Annotated in this window: 18 protein-coding genes; 8 read left to right on the plus strand and 10 right to left on the minus strand. The window is 71.2% G+C overall.

The genetic code is table 11. The annotated features are described in order from the left end of the window. Window positions 1–275 precede the first annotated feature (275 nt). Window positions 276–1,172, minus strand: coding sequence for a LysR family transcriptional regulator (locus tag C516_RS0100950; RefSeq protein WP_018716474.1), 897 nt, complete (start codon window positions 1,170–1,172; stop codon window positions 276–278). A gap of 139 nt (window positions 1,173–1,311) precedes the next feature. Between C516_RS0100950 and C516_RS0100955 the strand changes: the two genes are divergently transcribed. Beyond that, the gene (locus C516_RS0100955) at window positions 1,312–2,178 is read left to right on the plus strand and encodes an SDR family NAD(P)-dependent oxidoreductase (protein WP_018716475.1); all 867 of its coding nucleotides are present in this window, start codon (window positions 1,312–1,314) and stop codon (window positions 2,176–2,178) included. Window positions 2,179–2,310: 132 nt separating this feature from the next. Here C516_RS0100955 and C516_RS0100960 read toward each other — a convergent pair whose 3' ends face one another. Together C516_RS0100960 and C516_RS0100965 are read right to left on the minus strand one after the other, a co-directional pair. Further along, the gene (locus C516_RS0100960; protein ID WP_018716476.1) at window positions 2,311–3,591 is read right to left on the minus strand and encodes a CmpA/NrtA family ABC transporter substrate-binding protein; all 1,281 of its coding nucleotides are present in this window, start codon (window positions 3,589–3,591) and stop codon (window positions 2,311–2,313) included. A gap of 23 nt (window positions 3,592–3,614) precedes the next feature. Continuing rightward, complete coding sequence (locus C516_RS0100965) at window positions 3,615–4,175, minus strand: ANTAR domain-containing response regulator (RefSeq protein ID WP_018716477.1); 561 nt, start codon at window positions 4,173–4,175, stop codon at window positions 3,615–3,617. A 379-nt stretch (window positions 4,176–4,554) separates the two neighbouring features. Here C516_RS0100965 and C516_RS0100970 point away from each other — a divergent pair, with 379 nt between their 5' ends. The 5 genes from C516_RS0100970 to cobA all read left to right on the plus strand — a co-directional run bounded on the left by C516_RS0100970 (window position 4,555) and on the right by cobA (window position 12,037). Then, window positions 4,555–5,904, plus strand: a complete 1,350-nt coding sequence (locus tag C516_RS0100970; RefSeq protein WP_018716478.1) for an MFS transporter — start codon at window positions 4,555–4,557, stop codon at window positions 5,902–5,904. Window positions 5,905–5,969: 65 nt separating this feature from the next. Beyond that, window positions 5,970–8,408: a nitrite reductase large subunit NirB gene (gene nirB, locus C516_RS0100975; RefSeq protein WP_018716479.1), complete on the plus strand. Its 2,439-nt coding sequence runs from the start codon at window positions 5,970–5,972 to the stop codon at window positions 8,406–8,408. A gap of 28 nt (window positions 8,409–8,436) precedes the next feature. Next, on the plus strand, window positions 8,437–8,778 hold the full coding sequence (gene nirD / locus C516_RS0100980) for a nitrite reductase small subunit NirD (RefSeq protein WP_018716480.1): 342 nt from the start codon (window positions 8,437–8,439) through the stop codon (window positions 8,776–8,778). Beyond that, window positions 8,775–11,246, plus strand: a complete 2,472-nt coding sequence (locus C516_RS0100985) for a molybdopterin oxidoreductase family protein (protein WP_018716481.1) — start codon at window positions 8,775–8,777, stop codon at window positions 11,244–11,246. Before nirD ends, C516_RS0100985 begins: the two co-directional genes overlap by 4 nt. A gap of 11 nt (window positions 11,247–11,257) precedes the next feature. Further along, window positions 11,258–12,037 carry a uroporphyrinogen-III C-methyltransferase gene (cobA, locus tag C516_RS0100990; protein ID WP_211210548.1) on the plus strand — a complete coding sequence of 260 codons (780 nt, stop codon included), beginning with the start codon at window positions 11,258–11,260 and terminating at the stop codon, window positions 12,035–12,037. A 5-nt stretch (window positions 12,038–12,042) separates the two neighbouring features. Here the strand turns inward: cobA and C516_RS0100995 are convergent, their stop codons facing one another. From C516_RS0100995 to exaC, 5 genes are all read right to left on the minus strand, one after another. After that, complete coding sequence (locus tag C516_RS0100995; RefSeq protein WP_018716483.1) at window positions 12,043–12,930, minus strand: EamA family transporter; 888 nt, start codon at window positions 12,928–12,930, stop codon at window positions 12,043–12,045. Window positions 12,931–12,933: 3 nt separating this feature from the next. Beyond that, window positions 12,934–13,932: a biotin synthase BioB gene (gene bioB, locus C516_RS0101000; RefSeq protein WP_018716484.1), complete on the minus strand. Its 999-nt coding sequence runs from the start codon at window positions 13,930–13,932 to the stop codon at window positions 12,934–12,936. Between the two features lie 664 nt (window positions 13,933–14,596). Continuing rightward, window positions 14,597–14,959, minus strand: a complete 363-nt coding sequence (locus C516_RS0101005) for a DUF779 domain-containing protein (RefSeq protein WP_018716485.1) — start codon at window positions 14,957–14,959, stop codon at window positions 14,597–14,599. Beyond that, a complete protein-coding gene (adhP, locus tag C516_RS0101010) occupies window positions 14,956–15,981 on the minus strand; it encodes an alcohol dehydrogenase AdhP (protein WP_018716486.1) in 1,026 nt (341 codons plus the stop codon). The genes C516_RS0101005 and adhP overlap by 4 nt, the downstream gene beginning before the upstream one ends. Window positions 15,982–16,013: 32 nt before the next feature. Beyond that, a complete protein-coding gene (exaC, locus tag C516_RS0101015; RefSeq protein WP_018716487.1) occupies window positions 16,014–17,534 on the minus strand; it encodes an acetaldehyde dehydrogenase ExaC in 1,521 nt (506 codons plus the stop codon). Window positions 17,535–17,756: 222 nt separating this feature from the next. Between exaC and C516_RS0101020 the strand changes: the two genes are divergently transcribed. Then, window positions 17,757–19,622, plus strand: coding sequence for a sigma-54-dependent Fis family transcriptional regulator (locus tag C516_RS0101020; protein WP_018716488.1), 1,866 nt, complete (start codon window positions 17,757–17,759; stop codon window positions 19,620–19,622). Window positions 19,623–19,693: 71 nt separating this feature from the next. Beyond that, window positions 19,694–20,446, plus strand: coding sequence for a 16S rRNA (uracil(1498)-N(3))-methyltransferase (locus tag C516_RS0101025; protein ID WP_018716489.1), 753 nt, complete (start codon window positions 19,694–19,696; stop codon window positions 20,444–20,446). On the opposite strand, the gene C516_RS20260 is transcribed toward C516_RS0101025, so the two are convergent. Beyond that, complete coding sequence (locus C516_RS20260) at window positions 20,443–22,395, minus strand: hypothetical protein (RefSeq protein ID WP_018716490.1); 1,953 nt, start codon at window positions 22,393–22,395, stop codon at window positions 20,443–20,445. The genes C516_RS0101025 and C516_RS20260 overlap by 4 nt on opposite strands. 240 nt (window positions 22,396–22,635) lie before the next feature. Beyond that, a complete protein-coding gene (locus tag C516_RS0101035; protein ID WP_018716491.1) occupies window positions 22,636–23,343 on the minus strand; it encodes a FadR/GntR family transcriptional regulator in 708 nt (235 codons plus the stop codon). Between the last annotated feature and the right edge of the window lie 130 nt (window positions 23,344–23,473).

Here is a 23,473-nt window from a genome sequence, read left to right on the forward strand (position 1 = left end):
CGGCATACCCGACGATATCGCCGGCCGACGTGCACCACGACGGCGCCAGGTGCCCACGTAGGTCGTGCGCCGCAGGCGTGCGACATGCAGGCTCGGGCCAGCGAAGGCGTCGCACACGGCCCACGGCCGTGCACGACCTGCCGTTCCGGAGCGCGGGCAGGTCAACAGAACCCGGCGTGCCGACGTGGCACTCGTGTCCACGGTGCCTGTCGCCAGCTCAGGGATCCCGCACGCCTGCCCCCTGACACCCCCCGGACGCGCGTCAAGCGCCGGAATCACGCCTGTCCGGCGGAACGAACGAAACGCCTGGCCGCCGGCGACAGATCGCGGCCCGCCAATACGAGGTCGAAACCGGGGGCCGACCCCGGCAATGGCCGGTAGCTGATCCGATCCCCGCGAAAGCTGCTCATGCTCTCGGGAACGACGGAGACACCGGCGCCGACCGCCACCAGCGATAGCACCGCGTGCATCCCGTACGCCTCCTGGGCCACCTCCGGCACGAAACCGGCATCCGCGCAGAGCCGGATCACCTGCAGATGGAAGCCCCGACCTTCGACCAGCGGCCAGAGGATGAACGGCTCGTCGGCCATATCGGCGAGCGTCACGTCGGGCCGCCCGCTCAGGGGGTGGTCGTTCGGGATGGCCATGCACAGGCGATCGCTGTCGAACGGCGTCCGCCCGATGTCTTCGGCATTCGCCAGCGGCGGTATCAGGACCCCGACGTCCTGTGTCCCCTCGCGTAACGCGGCGACCTGAGCGGCGGTGGTCGCCTCACGCAACTCCAGGCGCACCTTCGGGTGCGTCGCCCGGAATTCGCGGACCACGTCCGGCAGCCGTCCATAGAGCGCGCTGCCGACATAGCCCAGGCGCACCACGCCGGTCCGACCCGCTGCCATGTCCCGCGCCGCGGTGACGGCGCGCCCCGCCTGGCGAAGGGTCTCCCGCGCCTCATCGAGGAATACCGCACCCGCCGCCGTCAGCCCGAGCACGCGATTGCCCCGTTGAATCAGTGTGGCGCCGAGCGCTTCCTCCAGCTTGCGGATCGCATTGGTGAGCGGGGGCTGCGACATGTTCAGCCGTTCGGCGGCACGATGGAAATGCCGTTCCTCCGCCACGGCGACGAACTGCTCCATCGTGCGCAGGCTGACGGGAAGGCGCTCATCTGCTGGCATGCATCCACTCCGCAATGTCTCCGGGCTTCACCACAGACGATACATAAAAAATATTGTGGACGCTTATAACCGGTATTAGATATATCGCGCAGCGGCGCGCACACTCCCCGCCCATGTCTTCACGAACAGGGCCTGAAGAATGGTGGACTTCGACGACCAAGTGGTACTCATCACCGGTGCGGGCCGCGGACTCGGTTTCGCGTACACCCGATACATCGGACAGCTGGGGGCAACGGTGCTGATTCAGGACAACGGAGCGGACACCGACGGCAGCGGTGAAGCCCCGCAGGTCGCGGAACGCGCGGCGGCGGAACTTCGCGCGCAGGGGCTGAACGTTCGGGCGGTCCCCGGGGACATCGGCTCGCGCGAGGGCTGCCACGCGCTCGTCGGGCGGGCCCTGGGCGCTGGCGGACGACTGGACGCCGTGATCCACAATGCCGGATGGGTGGGCTACGAGACCATCGAGGCCATAACGCAGCCGTCCTTCGATCACATGATGGCAGTCGCCGCCAAGGCGCCTCTGTGGCTGGCGCAGGCGGCCTGGCCCGCGATGAAGGCGGCCGGCTACGGCCGCATCGTCCTGACGACCTCCTGCCGGGCGCTCTATCCCCAGTACGTTCACCACGGGCTTGCCGCCTACGCCGCCGCGAAGATGGCCGCGGTGGGCATCGCCAACGTCCTAGCCGCCGAGGGCGAACAGCACGGCATCGTGGTCAACGCGGTCTCTCCGGTCGCCAAGACGCGCATGTGGGGGGTCGGGGGCGAGCCGGACGAGCTGCGCCCCGGTGAGGTCGCGCCGGGTGTGGCCTATCTGGCGTCCCGGGCATGCGCCGACGGCGGCTGGATACTCCGCGCCGCGAACGGCCAGTTCCACGCCACCCGGGCCGTGGAAGCGGAAAGCGTGGACTACCCCCGTGACCTGCGTGCGGTTCGAGCCGCAACGGCCGACGAGGTCGCAGCGAACTGGCCGCGGATCGCCGTCGCCGACGCAGAACCCCGCTCGTGAGCGCCGCACCGATTTTGTGCCCCGGCCATGCACCGGCTGGCGGGTCGTCATTCTCGCCGGTGGACACTTGCCTGACGGACCGGTGAGCAACCGGAAAAGCCCCGGCCCGGAACCACCGCCTGACCGCCCGGCTCAGACCCCGTCCGCGCCGACGCCGGGGCCGCGCAGGCACGCGGCCGGGTCGTTCGGGTCGAAATGCGCCCCGTCGAAGAAGCGGTCCGCGCCCATGGGGATCGGTGCCGTCGCCGTCTCCAGCTGCCACCCGCCGGCGTGGACGCCCTCCTCTTTCCAGTCCGCCTGCGGGGCGGGCAGGCCAAGGTCCGCGGCGGCCTCGCGGTAGAGGTCCGGGCGGTACGTCCGTGCCACCGCCTCGTCGACGGCGGCATCCATGTCGAGCTGTCCCCAGCGTTCCATCTGCATGGCGAACCACAGCCCGTGGGAGCGCCACGGGAAGTTCGCCGCGTAACGCGAGAACACGGTGAAGTCCGGGATCCTACGCGGCCGCGCGGCGATGCCGTCGCGGAACTCGCCGCCGAGGGTCGCGGCGAGGACGTCCTCGTCGACGCCCACGTACTCCGGACGTGCGAGCAGCCGGGCGGCGCTGCGGCGGTTGGCGCCGTCGGCGTCCAGCCAGCGGCAGGCGTGGAGCAGCGCCCGCAGCACCGCACGGTGAGTGGCGGGGTGGCGCTGCGCCCAGTCCTCGGTCACGGCGAAGACCTTCTCGGGGCCGTTGTTCCAGATCTCGTAGCTCGAGATCAGGCTGCAGCCCGCGCCGCGGGCGACGGCGAAGCCGTTCCACGGCTCACCGGCGCAGAAGCCGTCGATGCGGCCCTCCTCCAGGTTGGCGGCCACGAACTGCGGCGGGATCACGATCAGGCGCACGTCCCGGTCCGGGTCGATCCCCGCCGAGGCCAGCCAGTAGCGGAGCTGGTAGGTGTGACCGGAGACCGGGAACACCGTGGCGAAGGTCAGCGGCCCCGCCCCCTGCCGCCGGTCCGCCTCGATCACCCGGCGCAGGGCGTGGGCGGTGATCGGCCGCCGCGCCATCGCCTCCGGGTCGGTGCGGCAGAGGCGCTCGTAGAGGCGGCGGGAGACGGTCACCGCGTTGCCGTTGAGGTTCAGGGTCAGGGCCGTGACCATGGGCTTGCGCGGGCTCACCACACCGAGCGTGCCCGCCAGGGGCATGGGGCCGAGCATCTGTGCGCCGTCCAGGGCGCCGAGCTGGACCTTGTCCCGTACGTTCGCCCACGAGGCCTCCCGGGTGATGCTCACGTCCAGCCCCTGCTCGGCGAAGAAGCCCATCTCCCGCGCCACGACCAGCGGCGCGCAGTCGCTCAGCGGAATGATCCCGAGGCGCAGCTCCCGCTTCTCCGGCGGGGCGCCGGCCCCCGTTTGCCCTGATCCTGACGACATCGTGATCCTCCCTTCGCCGTCGCTTAGTCGAGCAGCTCGCGGGCCAGCTCGTAGAGACTGAGGCGCCGGTCCATGGCCATCTTGCGCAGGCGCTGGTAAGCGGCCTCCTCGCCGATGCCCTGGCGCTCCATGAGCAGGCATTTGGCGCGGTCCACCGCCTTGCGCTGCTCCAGGCTCTGCTGCACCCGCCCGAGCTCCGAGCGCAGCGCATCGTGGGCCTGGAAGTGCGCGATGGCGACGTTCACCAGCGAGCGTACGGTCGCCGGGGCCAGGCCGTCGACCACGTAGGCGCTGACCCCGGCCCGCGCCGCCTCCAGGCTGACCTGCGGGTCGTCCTCGTCGGCGAGCATGACGATGGGGCGCGGGAAGCGCCGGCCGAGCTGGGCGAGGTGCTCCAGGGTGTCCCGGCTGGGCAGCTCGGCGTCGACGATCACGGCATCCGGGGCGAGCTCGGTCATGCGCGCATAGAGGTCGTCGCGCTCATCGACGCTCGCCACGACCTCGAAGCCCGCGTCGGTGAGCGCCTGTTCCAGCGCCCGCGAGCGTCTGTCCTTGGCCTCTATGAGCAGGATGCGTGCGGCCATTGCCTGCCCCGTGACAGCGGATAGTCCATGCCCTGAAACCAGCAACTGTCATGCCACATTGCCCGGTGAACCCGCACCCCGCGGTGTGGCGCCGGCCAGGGCCCGCCGGCACTGCGCGACATGCCCCGGCAGCACCCGGATCTGCCCCGCTGCAGTGCAGCATTGCACCACGACGAAGCGTCACCCCGGTACGTCAGACGGGGCAATTCCTAACAAAAACTAAAAAAACAATTACTTATATAACTGGCACGGCCGTTGCAGCGTTCAGGGCGACGTGGACCAGGCCTGCCTGACGGTGGGTACGAGTGCGTCGATCAACGCCCTTCAACGGCGAGGGGCCGATCGTCCGTCATTCGTATCGAACAACCGGGGTAGCGTCATGGAGCTGCGTAACAAGGCAACGAAGATCAATCTCTTCGACCTCCGGTCCGTGCAGACACGGACCTTTCACCTCACCTGGCTGGCCTTCCACCTGTGTTTCTTCGGGTGGTTCGGCATCGCACCGCTGATGGCGGTGGTGCGCGACGACCTGAATCTCACCAAGTCCCAGGTCGGCTCCACCATCATCGCGTCGGTCGCGATCACCGTGCTGGTGCGGCTGCTGATCGGCCCGCTGTGCGACAAGTTCGGACCGCGGCGCACCTATGCCTGGCTGCTGTGCCTCGGCTCGCTGCCGGTCATGGCCATCGGCCTGGCGGACAGCTACGAGAGTTTCCTGCTCGCACGTCTCGCCATCGGCGCCATCGGCGCCTCGTTCGTCATCACCCAGTACCACACCTCGGTGATGTTCGCGCCCAACGTGGTGGGCACGGCCAACGCCACCACCGCCGGCTGGGGCAACCTCGGCGGCGGCACCACCCAGATCGTCATGCCGCTGGTCTTCTCCGCGGTGCTGATGTTCGGTGTCAGCGAGGCGGTGGGCTGGCGCGCGGCGATGGTGCTGCCCGGCGTGGTGCTCTTCGTCATGGGCCTCGCCTATTACCGCTTCACCCAGGACGCCCCGGACGGTGACTACCGCGAGCTTCGAGCCCGGGGGCTGATCCCCGAGGCCCGCAACGAGCACAGCGCCAGCGGCAGCTTCCTGGTCGCCGCGCGGGATCCGCGGGTGTGGGCGCTGTTCGTGGTCTACGCCGCCTGCTTCGGCGTGGAGCTGACCATCAACAACATCGCCGCGCTGTACTTCTTCGACACCTTCGAGCTCGGCCTCGCCACCGCCGGCTTCATCGCCGGGCTGTTCGGGCTGATGAACCTCTTCGCCCGGACCCTCGGCGGCATCTTCTCCGACCGCTTCGCCCGCGCCGCGGGCCTACGCGGGCGCGTGCGGTGGCTGTTCATCGCGCTGTTCTGCGAGGGCCTGGCGCTGATCGCCTTCTCCCAGATGGCGGTGATCGCCGCCGCGGTGGCGACCCTGGTGGTGTTCAGCCTGTTCACCCAGATGTCCGAGGGCGCCACCTACGGGCTGGTGCCGTTCATGCACAAGAAGGCGCTCGGGGCCGTCTCGGGCATCGTCGGCGCCGGCGGCAACGCCGGCGCGGTGGCCGCGGGCTTTCTCTTCCGCACCGAGGGCCTGACCTACGGCCAGGGCCTGCTCTACCTCGGCATCGCGGTGCTCGCGTGCTCGTTCTTCGCCTTCGCCGTGCGCTTCTCCCCGGAGACCCTGGCGGAGGAGGACCGCGCCTTCAGTGCCGCCGCCGCGGGCGACGAGTCCGTCGCCCCCGCCACCGCCTGACCCCTTCTGCAGACACGGTAACGGGGCGGCGGCACCGACCGCCGCCCCCTGAACGAGGTTCCGTCATGACTGAACGACTCGTCGTCATCGGCAACGGCATGGCCGGCATCCGCACGGTGGAGGAGCTGCTCAAGCTCGACGACAGCCGCTACGAGATCACCGTCTTCGGTGCCGAGCCCCACGTGAACTACAACCGCATCATGCTCTCGCCGGTACTCGCGGGCGAGAAGACCCTCTCGGACATCGTCCTCAACGACCGCGAGTGGTACGCCGACAACGGCATCACCCTGCACACCGGCGATCCGGTCGAGCGCATCGAGCGCGGGCGCCGGCGGATCGTCTCCGCCAGCGGCCGGGAGACGCCCTACGACCGGCTGCTGCTCGCCACCGGCTCGACCCCGTTCGTGCTGCCGGTCCCCGGCAACGACCTCCCCGGCGTGGTCAGCTTCCGCGACATCGGCGATGTGGAAACCATGCTGGAGGCCGCCCGCCGCCACCGCCACGCGGTGGTCATCGGCGGCGGCCTGCTCGGGCTGGAGGCGGCCAACGGCCTTATGAAGCAGGGCATGTCCGTCACCGTGGTGCACATCGCCGATAGCCTCATGGAGCGCCAGCTCGACCGCCCCGCCTCGGGACTGCTCCGGGACACGCTCATCGAGCGCGGCCTGGACTTCCGCATGGAGGCGGTCACCGAGCGCATCCTCGGACGCCGGCGAGTGAGCGGGGTGCGCTTCGAGGACGGCTCCGAGGTCCGGGCGGACCTGGTGGTGATGGCCGCCGGCATCCGCCCCAACACCGCCCTGGCCCGGGACGCCGGCCTGCACTGCGAGCGCGGCGTGGTGGTGCACGACACCATGCAGACCTTCGATCCGCGCATCTACGCGGTGGGCGAGTGCGTCGAGCACCGCAAGGCCACGTACGGCCTGGTCGCGCCGATCTGGGAGCAGGCCCGAGTCTGCGCCAACCACCTGGCCCAGTACCAGATCGGACGCTACGAGGGCTCGGTGGTCTCGACCCAGCTCAAGGTGACCGGCATCGACCTGTTCTCCGCCGGCGACTACGAGGGCGGCGAGGACACCGAGGACATCGTCCTCCAGGACCCGCGGCGCGGCGTCTACCGCAAGCTCGTCGTCCGCGACGACCGCCTGCAGGGCGCCGTGCTGTACGGCGACACCGACGACGGCCCGTGGTACTTCGACCTCATCAAACGCGGCGAGGACATCTCGGAGATCCGCGAGCGGCTGATCTTCGGCCGTGCCCAGGCGGAGGGCGGCGGCGACAGCGCCGGCGGACGCGCCGCACTGATGGGCGACGACGAGCAGGTCTGTGACTGCAACGGGGTGTGCAAGGGCGCCATCGTCGCCGCGGTGCGCGACGACGGCCTGACCAGCCCGGCCGCCGTGATGAAGGCCACCAAGGCCGGCACCTCCTGCGGCTCGTGCAAGTCCCTGGTCGGCGATATCGTCACCCTCGCCGCCGGCGCCGACGCGGTGACCGAGGACAAGCCCACAGTGTGCGAGTGCACGACGCGCTCCCACGACGAGGTCCGCGAGGCCATCCGCGAACGCCACCTCACCTCCCCGGCAGCGGTCCGCGAGGCCCTGGGCTGGCAGGAGCCGGACGGCTGCTCCAAGTGCCGGCCGGCGCTCAACTACTACTGCATCAGCACCTTCCCGGCCGAGGCCCGGGACGACGCACAGTCACGGTTCATCAACGAGCGCGCCCACGCCAACATCCAGAAGGACGGCACCTACTCCGTGGTGCCGCGGATGTACGGCGGCATCACCAACCCGCAGGAGCTGCGCGCCATCGCCGACGTCGCCGAGAAGTTCGAGGTGCCGACCGTGAAGGTCACCGGCGGTCAGCGCATCGACCTGCTGGGGGTGAAGAAGGCCGACCTGCCCGCGGTCTGGCGCGAGCTGCGCGAGCGCGCGGGCCTGGAGTCCGGCCATGCCTACGGCAAGGCGCTGCGCACCGTGAAGACCTGCGTGGGCCGGGAGTGGTGCCGCTTCGGCACCCAGGACTCCACCACCATGGGCATCGAGCTCGAACGCATGGCCGCCGGCTCCTGGACCCCGCACAAGGTGAAGATGGCGGTCTCCGGCTGCCCGCGTAACTGCGCCGAGTCCACCATCAAGGACTTCGGCGTGATCGCCAACGACAGCGGCTGGGAGCTGGTGGTCGGCGGCAACGGCGGCACTAGGCTGCGCGCCGCCGAGGTCCTCTGCCGGGTCACCGGCCACGAGGCGGTGCTCGAACACGCCGCGGCCTTCCTGCAGATCTACCGCGAGGAGGCGCGCTACCTGGAGCGGACCGCCCACTGGATCGACCGCGTGGGCCTCGACTACGTCCGCTCGCGGGTCGTCGACGACGCCGACGGCCGGCGCCGGGCCCACGAGCGCTTCCTGGAGTCCCAGCGGCACACCCAGGTGGACCCGTGGGCGCCCCGCTCCGACGCCAGCGCCCCGGACCCGGAATTCCGCGCCCTCCGGGCGACGGGCTGAGCGCCCGTACTACAGAGGAGACACGAGCATGTCAGCAGCCGTCGATACCGGCGAGTGGGTCGCGATCGGCCCCCTCGACGCCATCCCCCGCCGCGGGGCCCGCACGGTGGAGACGCCCGACGGGCCGGTGGCGGTGTTCCGCACTGCCGACGACACCGTCTTCGCCGTCGCCGACCACTGTCCGCACCAGGGCGGGCCGCTGTCCCAGGGCATCGTCTCCGGCGCGGCGGTCTACTGCCCGCTGCACGACTGGTGCATCGAGCTCGCCACCGGCCGGGCCCGGGCGCCGGACGAGGGCAGCACGCCCCGCTACCCGGTGACCGTGGAGGGCGGCACCATCCACCTGCGGCTGACCCCGGAGGCGTCATGAGCACCGCGGTCCGCACCACCTGCCCCTACTGCGGGGTCGGCTGCGGCGTGATCGCCGAGCCCGGCCCGCGGGGCGTGCACGTGCGCGGCGACCCGGACCATCCGGCCAACCACGGCCGCCTCTGCGCCAAGGGCGCGAACCTGGGCGAGACCGTGGGCGACGGGGGCCGGCTGCGCCACCCGGAGATCCGCGGTCGCCGGGTGAGCTGGTTCCGCGCCCTGGACGAGGTCGCCGACGGATTCCGCCGGGTGATCGACACCCACGGCCCGGAGGCCGTGGCGATCTACGCCTCCGGCCAGCTCCTCACCGAGGACTACTACCTCGCCAACAAGCTCATGAAGGGCTATATCGGCGCGGCCAACATCGACACCAACTCGCGGCTGTGCATGTCCTCGGCCGTCGCGGCCCACGAGCACGCCTTCGGCGAGGACGTCGTGCCCGGCGACTACACGGACCTGGACCAGGCCGACCTCGCCGTGCTCGTCGGCAGCAACACCGCCTGGTGCCACCCGGTGCTCTACCGCCGCCTGCGCGACGCGCGCGAGGCCGACCCGCAGCGGCGCATGGTGGTCATCGACCCGCGGACGACCGCAACGGCGCGGGAGGCCGACCTGCACCTGGCCATCCGCCCGGGCACGGACGCGTGGCTGTTCAACGGCCTGCTCGCCCACCTTGCGCGCACCGGCGCAATCGACCGCGACTGGGTCGAGGCCCATACCGGGGGACTGGACGCCGCCGTCGCCGCCGCCCGGCGCAGCGCGCCGGACACCACCGAGGTGGCCCGGGCCTGCGGGCTGGTGGAGGCGGACGTCGCCCGGTTCTTCGACTGGTTCGCCGCCACGCCACGCACGCTGACCCTGTTCTCCCAGGGGGTGAACCAGTCCAGCAGCGGCACCGACAAGGCCGGCGCCATCCTCAACTGCCACCTCGCCACCGGCCGCGTGGGCCGTCCCGGCGCGGGCCCGTTCTCGCTCACCGGTCAGCCCAACGCCATGGGCGGGCGCGAGGTCGGCGGGCTCGCGAGCACCCTGGCGGGGCACCGCGGCTTCGACGCCGCGGCCGCGGTGCAGGCGTTCTGGGGCAGCCCCGCCATCGCCGGCGAACCGGGACTCAAGGCCGTGGATCTGTTCGAGGCGATTCACGCCGGGCGGGTGCGTGCGGTATGGATCATGGCCACCAACCCGGCAGTGAGCCTGCCGGATACCGAGCGCGTGCGCGAGGCACTGCACCGCTGCGAGCTGGTGGTGGTCTCGGACATGACCCGCGAGACCGACACCGCGGCCTGGGCGGACGTCCTCCTGCCCGCCGCCGCCTGGGGCGAGAAGGACGGCACGGTAACCAACTCCGAGCGCCGCATCTCCCGCCAGCGCCCCTTCCGCGACGCCCCGGGCGAGGCACGGCCGGACTGGTGGATGATCGCCGCGGTCGCCCGGCGCATGGGCTACACCGGCTTCGACTACGCGGGCCCCCACGAGATCTTCGACGAGCATGCGCGGCTCTCCGCCCTCGACGGCGCGCCGCGTGCGTTCGACATCGGCGGCCTCGCCGGCCTGGACCGTGCCGGCTACGACGCCCTCGCCCCCCGACAGTGGCCGCTGCCCGCCGCCGGCGGTGCCGAACACCCGCGCCTGTTCGCCGACGGGGGCTTCCCCACCGCCGACGGCCGGGCCCGCCTGCAGGCCGTCGAGCCCCGGGCGCCGGCCCACGCGACGGACGCCGACTACCCGCTAAGCCTCAACTCCGGGCGGGTGCGCGATCACTGGCACACCCTCACCCGCTCCGCCCGTGCACCCCGCCTGTGTGGCCACACGCCGGAACCGCGGCTGGCGGTGAGTCCCGCCGACGCGGCCGCGCTCGGCCTCGCCACCGGCGGTCTGGCCCGGGTGGAGAGCGCCTGGGGCACCACCGTGGTGCGCGTGGAGATCACCCCGGAGCAGGCACCGGGGGCCGTGTTTCTGCCCATGCACTGGAGCGAGCAGTTCGCCAGCGGCGGCCGCGCCGGGGCCCTGGTCAACCCGGCGGTGTGTCCCCGCTCCGGGGAACCGGAGTTCAAGCACACACCGGTGCGCGTCACCGCCCTGGCCACGGCCTGGCAGGGCGTCGCCGTCGCCCGCGGGCGCTTGGACGTCACCGCCCTGGACTGCTGGACCCGCGTGCCCGGCCGGGGACACGAGCGCTACGAGCTCGCCCACGGCGAGGTCCCGGCGGACTGGCATGCCTGGGCGCGGACACTGCTCGACGACGGCACCGACGGTGACTGGCTGGAATACGCCGATCCCCGCGCCGGGCGTTACCGCGCGGCGCTGATCGGCAGCGACGGCAGCCTGCACGCCTGCGTCTACGCGACCCCCGACGAGGAGGGGCTGCCCGAGCGCTACTGGCTGACCAACCTGTTCGAGGCCGGTCCCCTGGACGGCACCGCGCGCTTCGCCGTGCTCGCCGGCCGGCCCTCTGCGGTGACCGGCTGATGGAGGCGACCATGACCCCGTATCGACCCGTCCCGGAGGGCGGCTGCGTCTCACTGGTGGGCTGCGGACCCGGCGACCCGGACCTGCTCACGATCCGTGCGGCCCGGACCCTTGCCGCCGCCGACGTGATCGTCCACGACCGCCTCATCGACCACCGCATCCTGGCGATGGCCCCGGAACATGCCCGGGTGATCGACGCCGGCAAACGCTGCGCCCGCCACACCCTGGCGCAGCCGGCGATCTGCGCACTGCTCGTCGAGCACGCCCGGGCCGGGCGCCACGTGGTGCGCCTCAAGGGCGGCGATCCGTTCGTGTTCGGCCGCGGCGGCGAGGAGCTGGCGGCGTGCCGGGCCGCTGGGGTGCCCTGCGAGGTGGTGCCGGGCGTGACCGCCGCCCTGGGCTGCGCCGCGGCGACGGGCATCCCGCTGACCCAGCGGGGACGGGCGTCGGCGGTCACGTTCATCACCGGCCACGGCCGCGACGGCGACCTGCCGGCCCAGGACTGGCGGGCACTGGCCGGACCGGGACGCACCCTGGTCTGCTACATGGCCACCCGCCAGTGGCCGCGTCTGCGCCGGGCGCTGCTCGACGCCGGGCTGGGACGGGGGCTGCCGGTGGCGGTAATCCACGGCGGCACCCGCGCCGACCAGTCGGTGTATCGCACGACCCTCGCCGACGGCCTGCCGCCCGTGCGCGACGAGCGCCCGGCGCTGGTGATCGTCGGCGAGGTCGCCGCGGAGACCGCCTGTGACGTGCCGTTGCCACCGGCGGTGGCGGCGGCGCTGCCTTGACGCGCCTACTCGCCGGCGGCGGGCACCGCGGCGGCGGTCGCGCCGCGCGGTCGCAGCAGGTGATTCACCCACAGCGCGAGCCCCATCAGCGCCCCGCCCAGGGCCAGACGCCCGAGGTCCGCATCGCGGTTCCAGATGAGCACATTCACGAGCAGACCCGCCGGGATCAGGGCGTTGTTCATCACCGCGAGGCTGCCCGCGTCGGTGAGCGCCGCGCCCTTGTTCCAGAGGAAATACCCCAGCCCCGAGGCCACCAGCCCCAGCCACAGGAGCACGCCCCACTGCACCGGGGTCGTCGGCAGCGACGAGGCATCGCCGAAGATCAGGAACGCCGGCACGCCCACGCACAGCGCGCCCACGTAGAACCACCCGAACGCCTGGAGCTGCGGGACGGCGGCCTCGACCTCGCCGGCGATGCGGCGGTAGGTGATCTGGCCGGCGGCGAAGCACAGGTTCGCGCCCTGGACCACCAGGAAGCCCGCCCAGATATCGCTCGACACGCCCTGGTAGCGGATCACCGCGGCACCCGCCACGGCGAGCGCCGCACCGGCCAGCGCACCGGGATTGACCCGGCCCTTGAGGGCGTCATCGAGCAGCGAGATGTACAGCGGCGTGAAGATGGTGAACAGCAGCACCTCGGGGACGCTGAGCAGCAGGAACGACTGGTAGAAGAACACGTACATGGCCCCGAGCTGCACCGCCCCGACGCCCATCAGCGCAAGGACGAGCCGCCCCGGCAGCCGCCCCGGGCGCAGCATCGGCGCAAACACCAGCGTTGCCAGACCGATGCGCACGAGCACCGCGAAGTAGCTGTCCACCTGGCCGGCGAGATAGACCCCGATCAGCGAGAAGGAGAAGGCCCAGACGACGGTCACGAACACCAGGTACGCCATCGCTCAACCCTCCCCGCCGGCCAGGGCCGGTTCGCGCTGCGGAGCCTCCACCTCCAGCCCCAGCCGGGCCAGCAGGGCGCGGTCCGCGGTCTCGTCCGGGTTCTCCGCGGTGAGCAGGACGTCACCGAAGAACAGCGAGTTCGCCCCGGCGAGCACGCACAGCGCCTGCACGGCGTCACTCATCTGCGTCCGCCCCGCCGACAGCCGCACCCGGGCCCGCGGCATGAGGATGCGCGCCACGGCGATGGTGCGCACGATGGCCAGCTCGTCCGGGGGCCCGGCCTCCGCCATGGGCGTACCCGGCACCGGGATGAGCTGGTTGATGGGCACGCTCTCCGGGTGGGCAGGCAGGTTCGCGAGGGTGCGCAGCAGCTCCGCGCGGTCCGTCTCGCCCTCACCCAGGCCGACGATCCCACCGCAGCATACCCGCAGCCCGGCATCGCGGACGTGCGCCAGGGTGCTGAGACGCTCGTCGTAGCGGCGGGTGGTGATGATCTCCGGGTAGTATTCGGGGGAGGTGTCGAGGTTGTGGTTGTAGTAGTCCAGCCCGGCATCGGCGAGCTCGCGGGCCTGCCCGTCGCTGAGCAGCCCCGCCGAGAGGCACACCTCCAGGCCCTGCTCGCGCACCGCGGCGATCATCTCGCGCAGCCGCGGCATGTCCCGGGCCTTCGGCCCGCGCCAGGCCGCGCCCAGGCACAGCCGCGCCACGCCGGCCTCGCGAGCGCGGCGTGCCGCCTCGCGCACCGACGCCACCGGCATCAGCGCATGGGGCTCGACGTCGGTCTGGAAACGCACGCTCTGCGGGCAGTAGGCGCAGTCCTCCGGGCAGGCGCCGGTCTTCACGGACACCAGCGAGGCGAGCTCCACCTGGGCGGGATCGAAGTACCGGCGGTGCACCTGCTGCGCGGCGAACAGCAGCTCCGTGAACGGTGCGTCGAACAGGGCCCGGACCTCGTCGGCGGACCAGTCGTGACGGATGTCACCGGTGGCGGGTACGGACATGGCAGTCGGCCTTCTTCTTCATGGATGGGCCGGGCCATTGTGCACGGACCGTAAACCTTTATTCAACTTTTAAGGTTTACGGCGCACGCGATTACAAAAGGCCTACCGCAAGGTAACGGGACGGCCCGGTCACGGACCGGTGCCTCCGCTCGGTGCGTCAGGCACGCGCCCCCTCCGGTAGGAGCCGATGACCCCTTTACAGGTTGAACCGGGCACCTGATTTACGGGTAGCGTTGCACCGACACGGACTTGTGGCACAGCTCGGGTAGATACCGTCTTACCCGTGTGCCTGCAAGCCGGTAGGTCGTGCACGGCCAAAGGCCGTGTGCGACATCCCCCGCCACCGCCCGAGACGTCGCGCGCCTGACCTGTGCCGGACGATACCCCATCTTCCGTAAGTCTATGTCGCACGCCTTCGGCGCACGACCTACCGGTGCTTGAGGGAGCCGTAGGTCGGCCGCTCTGGGCAGCCGACTTCCCCCCTCCGGTACGTCGGCATCGGGACGTTGGCTGCCAGAAGCAGCCAACCTGCCCGAGGCGGTACGACAACGCCCGGGATCCAGCCATACCCCGGGATGCCGCACACGGCCTGCGACCGTAAACAGACTGCCGGCAAGGTGCGGTGCCTCTGAAAAAGGGCCCCGATGGGGCCCTTCCAACAGATCTACGTCCGGTCCGGCTCGCCGGTGACCTGCGAGCGCACGATGAAGCGCACGCCCTCCGGGGCCTCCAGTGAGAAGCCACTGCCGCGGCCCGGAACGACATCCAGCACCAGGTGGGTGTGGCACCACAACTCGTACTGGCTCCCGCCGATGTAGAACGGCTCGCCGTGGACATCACCGAGATGGACGTCACGCTCGCCGACGCGGAACTCGTCACGGGGGTAGCACATGGGCGCGCTGCCGTCGCAGCAGCCCCCGGACTGGTGGAACAGCAGCGGTCCGTGACGGGTCCGCAACCGCTCGATCAGCTCGGCGGCTCCGGGGGTGACCGACACCCCCGGGGCCTGTTCGCCGGTCCCGCTCATGCCAGGTCCAGGACCACGCGCCCGTCGATATGGCCCTCGCGCATGCGGTCGAGCACGGCGTTGATCTCCTCCAGCGGCGCGGTGCTGACCGTGGCCTTCACCGCCCCCTCGCCGGCGAACCGGAGGGCCTCCTGGAGGTCCAGCCGGGTGCCGACGATGGAGCCACGCACGGTGATGCCGTTGAGGACCACGTCGAAGATCGGCAGCGGGAAGTCCCCCGGCGGCAGGCCGTTGAGGGCCACCGTGCCGCCGCGGCGCACCGCCCCCAGCACCTGGGAGAAGGCCTTGGGCGAGACCGCCGTGACCAGCGCGCCGTGGGCCCCGCCCACCGCCGAGTGGATGCGCTCACCGGGATCCTCCTCGGCGGCGTTGACGGTCAGCTCCGCCCCCAGGCGCTCGGCGAGCGCGAGCTTCTCGGGGGAGACGTCGATGGCGGCCACGTGCAGCCCCATGGCCCGGGCGTACTGCACCGCCACGTGGCCGAGCCCGCCGATGCCGGAGATGGCCACCCAGTCGCCGGGGCGCGTCTCGGTGACCTTGAGGCCCTTGTAGACCGTCACGCCGGCACAGAGGATGGGGGCGATCTCCGCAAAGCCGACCTTGTCCGGCAGCACGCCGACGTAGTCCGGGTCCGCGATCACGTACTCGCCGTAGCCGCCCTGCACCGAATAGCCGGTGTTCTGCTGGGATTCGCACAGGGTCTCCCAGCCGCCGATGCAGTGCTCGCAACGCCCGCAGGCGTTGTAGAGCCAGGGCACGCCGACACGGTCGCCCTCGCGCAGGTGGGTCACACCGCGGCCGACCCCCGAGACGTAGCCCACGCCCTCATGGCCCGGAATCAGCGGCAGGATCGGCTTGACCGGCCAGTCGCCCTCGGCGGCGTGCAGGTCCGTATGGCAGACCCCGGAGGCCTGGATGCGGACCTGGACCTCCCCGGGGCCGGGCTCGGGCACCGGCACCTCGTCGATCTCCAGCGGCTTCCCGAATTCGCGGACCACCGCGGCCTTCATCGTCTTACTCATGGCTTCTCCTCCTCCGTGTGGCTACCCGCCGTTCAGAACAGTCCCATCGGGGCGGGGTCGTAGCTGACCAGCAGGTTCTTGGTCTGCTGGTAGTGATCGAGCATCATCCGGTGGTTCTCCCGCCCGATGCCGGACTGCTTGTAGCCGCCGAACGCGGCGTGGGCGGGATAGAGGTGGTAACAGTTGGTCCACACCCGGCCGGCCTCGATGCCGCGGCCCATGGCGTAGGCGGTGTTCATCGCGCGGGTCCACACGCCGGCGCCCAGGCCGTAGAGGGTGTCGTTGGCGATCTTCAGGGCGTCGTCCCTGTCGTCGAAGCCGGTCACCGAGACCACCGGCCCGAAGATCTCCTCCTGGAAGATGCGCATGGCGTTGTCGCCCTCGAAGACGGTGGGCTGCACGTAGAAGCCGCCGGCGAGATCGCCGGACATCTCCGCCGGACCGCCGCCGGCGAGCACCCGCGCGCCCTCCTGGCGGCCCAGGTCCACGTACGCGAGGATCTTCTCGTACTGGTCGCGGGAGGCCTGGGCGCCGACCATGGTGTCCGTGTCCAGCGGGTTGCCCAGGCGCAGGGCCCGGGTGCGCTCCAGGGCGGCCTCCATGAAGTCGTCGTAGAAACGCCGCTGCACCAGCGCCCGCGACGGGCAGGTGCAGACCTCGCCCTGGTTGAGGGCGAACATGGCGAAGCCCTCGAGGCTCTTGTCGCGGAAGGCGTCGTCCTCGGCGAAGCAGTCGGCGAAGAACACGTTGGGCGACTTGCCGCCGAGCTCCAGTGTGACCGGGATCAGGTTCTCCGAGGCGTACTGCATGATCAGCCGGCCGGTGGTCGTCTCGCCGGTGAACGCCGCCTTGGCGATGCGCGGGCTCGCCGCCAGCGGCTTGCCCGCCTCCACGCCGAAGCCGTTGACCACGTTGACCGTGCCGGCCGGCAGCAGATCGGCGATCAGCTCCATGAGCACCAGGATGCTCGCCGGCGTCTGCTCGGCGGGCTTGAGGACCACACAGTTGCCCGCCGCCAGCGCCGGCGCAAGCTTCCAGATGGCCATCAGCAGCGGGAAGTTCCAGGGGATGATCTGGCCGACCACGCCCAGGGGCTCGTGGAAGTGATAGGCGACGGTGTTGCCGTCGATCTCGCTGATCCCGCCCTCCTGGGCCCGGATGGCGCCGGCGAAGTAGCGGAAGTGGTCGATCGCCAGGGGCAGGTCGGCGGCCAGGGCCTCGCGCACGGGCTTGCCGTTATCCCAGGTCTCGGCGACCGCCAGCGTCTCGAGGTTCTCCTCCATACGATCGGCGATGCGGTTGAGCACCAGCGCCCGCTCGGCCACCGGGGTGTTGGCCCATCCCCGGCGCGCGGCGTGAGCGGCATCCAGGGCGCGCTCGACATCGGCCGGACCGGAGCGCGCCACCTCGCAGAAGACCTCGCCGGTCACGGGGGTGGGGTTCTCGAAGTAGGCCCCTTCGACGGGCGGCACCCACTCTCCGCCTATGAAGTTCTCGTAACGGCTTCGGAAGTGTACGCGGGCACCGTCTGTTCCGGGCTTGGCGTAAAGCATCGGCTCTCCTCCTGGTTGTCGTTGAAAGGCCGTCCTCAGGGCGGCACCGCCATGAAGAGCAACGGACGTGCCAGTCCGGTGGCGCCCGGCCCGGGCCTTGCGCCGCGGGGGCTGGCGTAGCAGGCTCATGGGCGGAGGGTGCTCCACGGGTGTCGCGGGCGGGACAGGTGCCACGGGACACCCGTTGCAGAATGCGACACCCCGGACGGAGGAGAGAGGCCAATGACGGCGGATCACGCGAACGACTCCGCCTCGCTGCGCGAGGCAAGGCGGCGTTTCTTCGAGGGTGGCGACGCCGGCGCCGCACCGGTACTGGCGGAGACGGTGACCCGGTCCTGGCACCGGTGCCGTCTCGACGGCCTGGTGACCGACGCCCGCCCGCCGGGGGCGTGCTACTCGGAGAGCGAGCTGCGCGAGCGGCACGCGGGCAACCGCCGGCTCATAGAGGCGGCCCTCCCCGAGCTCGAGACCATCCACCGGCAGATCGCCCGGACCAACAGCGCCGTGATCCTCGCCGACGCGGAGGGCGTGCTGCTCCACCGCTACGGCGACCCCGGCTTCGACCGCCGGGCACAACGCGTGGCGCTCAGCCCGGGCGCCTGCTGGCTGGAATCGGAGAGGGGCACCAACGCCATCGGGACCGCCCTCGCCGAGGCCAGGGCGGTATCCGTCCATGGCCCGGAACACTTCCTGGACTGCAACAGCTTCCTGACCTGCGCGGCCGCGCCGATACGTGCGCCGGACGGACGCACCATCGGGCTGTTCGACGTCTCCGGTGATCAGCCGACACGCCAGCTCCATGCCCTCGGGCTGGTGCGCATGGCAGCGCTCATGGTGGAGAACCGCCTGCTCGAGACCGAGTTCGACGACGCCGTGTACGTGCACTTCCACCCGCGGCGGGAGTTCCTCGGGACCCTCGGCGAGGGGATCGCCGCGTTCGGCCCCGACGGCGCCCTGCTCGCGGCCAACGCCAGCGCCCTCGGCCACCTCGGCACCGCGGCCGGCGGGTTCAATGGCCTTTTCGACGCGGAGCTGGGCAACGCGGTGGCCCGGGCGAGCCACGGCACGACACTGCTGACCACCCGCTCCGGGCTGCAGGTCCACGCGCGCGTGAGTGTCCGCGGCGAGCGCGACCAGCCGGGCCGGACCATGGTGCCGGGTGCGGCAACCGTGGCAGACACGCCCGCGCTGCATCACGGCGACGACGCCGTCGCCGCCTGCGAGGCGCGTGCCCTGCGGGTTCACGCCCGGGGCATTCCGGTGCTCGTCGAGGGCGAGACCGGGACGGGCAAGGAGTACCTCGCCCACCGTATCCATCATCAGGGTCCAAGGGCGGGTGGACCTCTGGTGGTGGTCAACTGCGCCGCGATACCCGATGGGCTGATCGAGTCGGAGCTCTTCGGGTATGCGCCCGGGGCATTCACCGGCGCCCGTCGCGAGGGCGCCCGGGGCCGGGTGCACGAGGCGGACGGTGGGACCCTGTTCCTCGACGAGATCGGCGAGATGCCACAGGCCCTGCAGACCCGCCTTCTCCGCGTGCTCCAGGAGCAGCGGGTGGTGCCGGTGGGCGGCGGCCACGAGGAATCCGTGGATTTCGCCCTGATCGCGGCCACGAACCGGGACCTCGCACAGTGCGTGGCCGAAGGTACATTCCGCGCGGACCTCTACTACCGCCTCAACGGCCTGCGTGTGCGCCTGCCGCCGCTGCGCGAGCGCGCCGACCTCGAGGCACTGATCCGGCACATGCTGACCACGGAGAATGTAGCCACGGAACCGGAGCCGGGGTTCATGCAGGCGCTGCGCGAACATCACTGGCCGGGCAACCTGCGCGAGCTGCACAACGTCCTGCGCACCGCGGCGGCCCTGGTGGAGCCCGGAAGGCCTCTGCGCCGGTACGACCTCCCGGACGACCTCGCGACACCGTCGACCGGGGAGGACACCGTCTCGTCCGGCCTGCGCGCCCGCGACGAGTCGATGATGCGCGCCGCCGTGCAGGCCCACGACGGCAACGTCGCCGCCGCGGCCCGCAGCCTCGGGATCAGCCGGAGCACCCTTTACCGCCGACTCGGCCGCCACCCGGGGCGTTGACCCCGGCGGGGCCGGCGGTACCATCGTCGCGAGTCATCCGGCCCCGTTCACCACACCGGCGATCCGAGACCATGTCGCGCAGCGAGACCCGAATCCACCTCCCTGGCCCCCTGAGCGCCGGCACCACCATCAACGCGCCCGACGAGACGGTGCGCCACCTCCGCGCCCGCCGGCTGCGTGCCGGCGACGCCCTGACGGTGTTCGACGGCAAAGGCGGCGAATACGCCGCCCGTGTCGACACCCTGGAGCGGCGCGATGCACGGCTGACCCTGACGGAGCACCGCCTGCGCGAGAGCGAGCCGCCGCGCCCGTTCCTGCTTCTGCAGGGCGTCGCCAAGGGGGACCGCATGGACTTCGCGGTGCAGAAGGGCGTGGAGCTGGGCATGACGCGCATGATCCCGGTCATCACCGCACGCTCGACGGTCCGCCTCGGCGACGAGCGCGCCGCGCGCCGCCGCGCCCACTGGGAACGGGTCGCGATCAGCGCCTGCGAACAGTGCGGCCGCAACCGTATCCCCCGGATCGACACCCCCTGCACCCTGGAAACCGCCTGGTCGATGACGGCGGACCATTCCGGCGTTGTGCTCGACCCCGACGGCGGCACGAGCATTTCCGACCTGCCGGCCCCGGATGGCGGCATCGCCCTGCTCGTGGGGCCCGAGGGCGGACTCAGTAACGGTGAGGTGGAAGAGGCCGCCGGACAAGGCTTCGCACGCCTCGCGCTCGGCCCCCGCATCCTGCGCGCCGAGACCGCCGGCATCGCCGCGCTGACACTGCTGCAGGCCCGCTTCGGCGACCTCGCGCGGGGAGACCGGACCTTCTAGTTCTCCGGGAAGGCGGTCCAGCCTGCGGTCCAGTCCGCGCCGTCCCCCGGTGCCACCGCGCCGATGTAGGTGGTGGACTCGTCCCAGAACTCCGACTGCGGCGGTGCCACGCCGGCACCGGCAGCCGGGCTGGTGCCGAGCGGGGCATACCGCGGGGCGGTCACGCTGAACGCCCGGGGCGACAGACGCGGCTCCGCGCCCAGCGTGGTGGCCGGCGCGGTTTCGAGGAAATCCCGCTCGACGAAGCCGCCGTCGTCGTCGGCCTCGCCGGTCTCCGGCTGGAAGGCGGCCGCGACGGGCATGGCGATCATGGTGTGGTCGAAGCTCAGGTCGCCGGAACCCGCCAGCGAGGCGCTCGTCCCGCCCTGGACGTCGACGGCCTCCAGCGGGAACCCGGCCACGAGCAGGTTGTGGAAGTGGGCACCGGTACCGCGGCGCAGGGTCATGCCCCGCTGGCGGCCCTGCGCCTGCCCGGGGCCGAGCAGGGTGACGTTGTAGAGCGTCGGCCCGGAGCGCGGCCGCGCATCCGGCGAGCCCTTGAGGTTGTCCGCCTCGATCCCGTTATCGCCCCTTCCGGGATACTGCTGCACGATGACGTTCTGGACCCGGCCCTGCCAGCCCATGTCCCAGTCAATGCCGTCGTCGCCGGGCCCGGTGATGAGGGTCTGGGCGAGATCCGTCGTCCCGCCGAAGAACTCGATGCCGTCGTCCAGCCCGCGGTGGATCTGGAGGTGGCGGAGGATGGTGTTCCGGCCGCAGCCGCCGACGGTCAGGCCGTTGAGCTCGTTGTTGGCGAAGACCTCGTGACCGGCGAACTCGATGCGCACGTACTCCATGACCCCGCAGGAGTGCGCCGGGTCGTCCCCGCCGAAGGCCCCACGGGGATCATCGGCCGGGATGCCCTCCACGTGGGCGCCGTCGACGTTCACCGGCGCGCCCCCGAGCAGGACCACACCGCCCCAGTCGCCGGAACGGCGTTCGCCCGGCGGCTGCGCGCTCGTGAAGACGATGGGCCGGTCGGGGCGGCCGCTGGCCTGGATGTCCGCCCCGCGGGTAATCACCAGCGCGGCACCGAACGCGCCCTCTATCGTGGTGCCCGGCTCGATGGTCAGGGTGGCGCCGTCCTCCACGAAGACGGTATCCATCAGCCGGTAGGTCGTACCGGTGCTCCAGGTCGTGTCCGCGGTGATCGGCTCATCCAGGCGGACCGCACCGCCGTTGCCGGCGCCGGAAAGCCCGGCCACCGCCGCGACGGCACCGGCCACGACGAGACCGGCGAGCAACACCCCGGCGACGATACCCCACTGCCCGCGACGGCCGCCGCGCTCATCCACCGTGCCGCCCTCGCCCTCCGGCGGCGCCAGCTCAGCCATCACGGCCTCGGCATGGGCCACGGAAAGCCGGCCGCGCCGGATGTAGGTGGCGTAAACGCGCAGCCGGCCCCTCTCATCGAGCTCGCCATCGGCCTGCAGCCGGCAGACGTTGGCGTACAGCTCGTCACGCCAGTTCAGCGGTGCGACCCCGGCTCGCCCGCGGGTATCGCGTTCGATCGCGCTGGTGGTATCGGCGTCCAGGTGGCCGCGGCGCGCGAGGCGGTCCAGCCCCTCGCGGTCATCCAGCGAGAGCAGCTCGGCGCGGGCCAGCGCCGCCGCCACGGCCTCGGCGTATTCCTCGACCGGCCCACGCCTGCCCCCGGCCCCGCTGTCAGCGGAAGGCGGAAAAGACGCACCGCCGGGCGGGGCCTCGCCGTCCTCCGGGAGAGAGCGCTCCAAACGCCCCGCGAGATCGCGCAGCGCGGGATCACCGCTGTCCCGTCCCTCGCGCAGGACGTGCCGGAGATAGTCGCCATCCTGGACCAGACGGAGATAGGAAAGCGACTCTCCCGTGGCCGCCCGGTAGGCCGTGACGAAGGCCCAAAGCGTCGACTGGGTATGCTGACTCTCGCCCACGTGAATCCGTCCCTGCATTCCGGTCCCGCTTATGGTGGAGACGGAATGTGACACGACAATTGCCGTGCGAACGGCCTCTCACTCGGCAGCGACGGGCTCGGCGGGAGAACCGATAGCGGATGACGTCGTCAACCGCCCATCATCGCTCAGTTCCGGCCCCGTTGCCGCTGCGTCCTCGATAGCGTAGCGATGGAGAGGGCATATGGCCGCTGCCCGGTTAACCGCCATCTCAAGGGTCAGTCAGCTCGTCGAGAACTTCGTGCCGGTGCGGTCCGCGGCGCGCAACAGGTGATGGTGGACCATGTGCTCGGCGAGCAGGGGGTCGCCGCTGTCGATCGCATCGATGAGCATCTCGTGCTCCGCCACGGCCTCGGGCAGACGAGCGAGTGCGTACAGGGGCAGCGTCTGGCTCTCCAGTACCAGCGGCTGGTAGCGCGCCAGCACGTCCCGCATGATGGCGTTGCCAGCGATACCGGCGATGCCCATGTGGAACTCGTAGTCGTGCTGCGCGGCATCGCTGAGCCGACGTGTCTCCATGCAGGCGTTCAGTCGCGCGTTTGCCTCCCGCAGCGCACGAATGTCCCCCGCCGTGGCCCGCCTGGCGGCGAGGCGGGCCGTCTGCGCCTCCAGGGCGAAACGAAGCTGGTAGACCTCGACGTAGGAAAAGCCCTGCCCGCCCTGTTCTCCCTGTGCGCTCCCGGCCGACAGTGTCCCGTGCCGGAATGTCGTATCACCGACGTAGACCCCGCGTCCGGGCTGGACGTCCACCACCCCCATGAAGGAGAGCGTGGCAAACGCCTCGCGAAGGGAGTTCCGGCTGACGCCGAGCTCATGCGCCAGCTCGCGCTGGGAGGGCATCCGGTCCCCGGCGGCCAGCCCCTCGCTGACGATGTACTGCTGGATACGCCAGGCCGTCGTGTGGGTGACCGGTTTTCCTTCCGTCGCCATGACTACGCACCTTTTTCGCTCAGGGGCATCACCGCGGTGCACGCGCACGCACCAAAAGTCACCCGACAACAGCCCACTATGCACCAACAAGTTACTTTTCTACCCAGTTTCTGGATTTTCAGTAATTTTT

Source organism: Arhodomonas aquaeolei DSM 8974, assembly GCF_000374645.1.
Classification (GTDB): domain Bacteria; phylum Pseudomonadota; class Gammaproteobacteria; order Nitrococcales; family Nitrococcaceae; genus Arhodomonas; species Arhodomonas aquaeolei.

Bases quoted from the DNA above. Each gene is read 5' to 3' on its own strand.
- C516_RS0100950 (WP_018716474.1), bottom strand. From the start codon at position 1,172: ATGCCAGCAGATGAGCGCCTTCCCGTCAGCCTGCGCACGATGGAGCAG.
- C516_RS0100955 (WP_018716475.1), top strand. From the start codon at position 1,312: ATGGTGGACTTCGACGACCAAGTGGTACTCATCACCGGTGCGGGCCGC.
- C516_RS0100960 (WP_018716476.1), bottom strand. From the start codon at position 3,591: ATGTCGTCAGGATCAGGGCAAACGGGGGCCGGCGCCCCGCCGGAGAAG.
- C516_RS0100965 (WP_018716477.1), bottom strand. From the start codon at position 4,175: ATGGCCGCACGCATCCTGCTCATAGAGGCCAAGGACAGACGCTCGCGG.
- C516_RS0100970 (WP_018716478.1), top strand. From the start codon at position 4,555: ATGGAGCTGCGTAACAAGGCAACGAAGATCAATCTCTTCGACCTCCGG.
- nirB (WP_018716479.1), top strand. From the start codon at position 5,970: ATGACTGAACGACTCGTCGTCATCGGCAACGGCATGGCCGGCATCCGC.
- nirD (WP_018716480.1), top strand. From the start codon at position 8,437: ATGTCAGCAGCCGTCGATACCGGCGAGTGGGTCGCGATCGGCCCCCTC.
- C516_RS0100985 (WP_018716481.1), top strand. From the start codon at position 8,775: ATGAGCACCGCGGTCCGCACCACCTGCCCCTACTGCGGGGTCGGCTGC.
- cobA (WP_211210548.1), top strand. From the start codon at position 11,258: ATGACCCCGTATCGACCCGTCCCGGAGGGCGGCTGCGTCTCACTGGTG.
- C516_RS0100995 (WP_018716483.1), bottom strand. From the start codon at position 12,930: ATGGCGTACCTGGTGTTCGTGACCGTCGTCTGGGCCTTCTCCTTCTCG.
- bioB (WP_018716484.1), bottom strand. From the start codon at position 13,932: ATGTCCGTACCCGCCACCGGTGACATCCGTCACGACTGGTCCGCCGAC.
- C516_RS0101005 (WP_018716485.1), bottom strand. From the start codon at position 14,959: ATGAGCGGGACCGGCGAACAGGCCCCGGGGGTGTCGGTCACCCCCGGA.
- adhP (WP_018716486.1), bottom strand. From the start codon at position 15,981: ATGAGTAAGACGATGAAGGCCGCGGTGGTCCGCGAATTCGGGAAGCCG.
- exaC (WP_018716487.1), bottom strand. From the start codon at position 17,534: ATGCTTTACGCCAAGCCCGGAACAGACGGTGCCCGCGTACACTTCCGA.
- C516_RS0101020 (WP_018716488.1), top strand. From the start codon at position 17,757: ATGACGGCGGATCACGCGAACGACTCCGCCTCGCTGCGCGAGGCAAGG.
- C516_RS0101025 (WP_018716489.1), top strand. From the start codon at position 19,694: ATGTCGCGCAGCGAGACCCGAATCCACCTCCCTGGCCCCCTGAGCGCC.
- C516_RS0101035 (WP_018716491.1), bottom strand. From the start codon at position 23,343: ATGGCGACGGAAGGAAAACCGGTCACCCACACGACGGCCTGGCGTATC.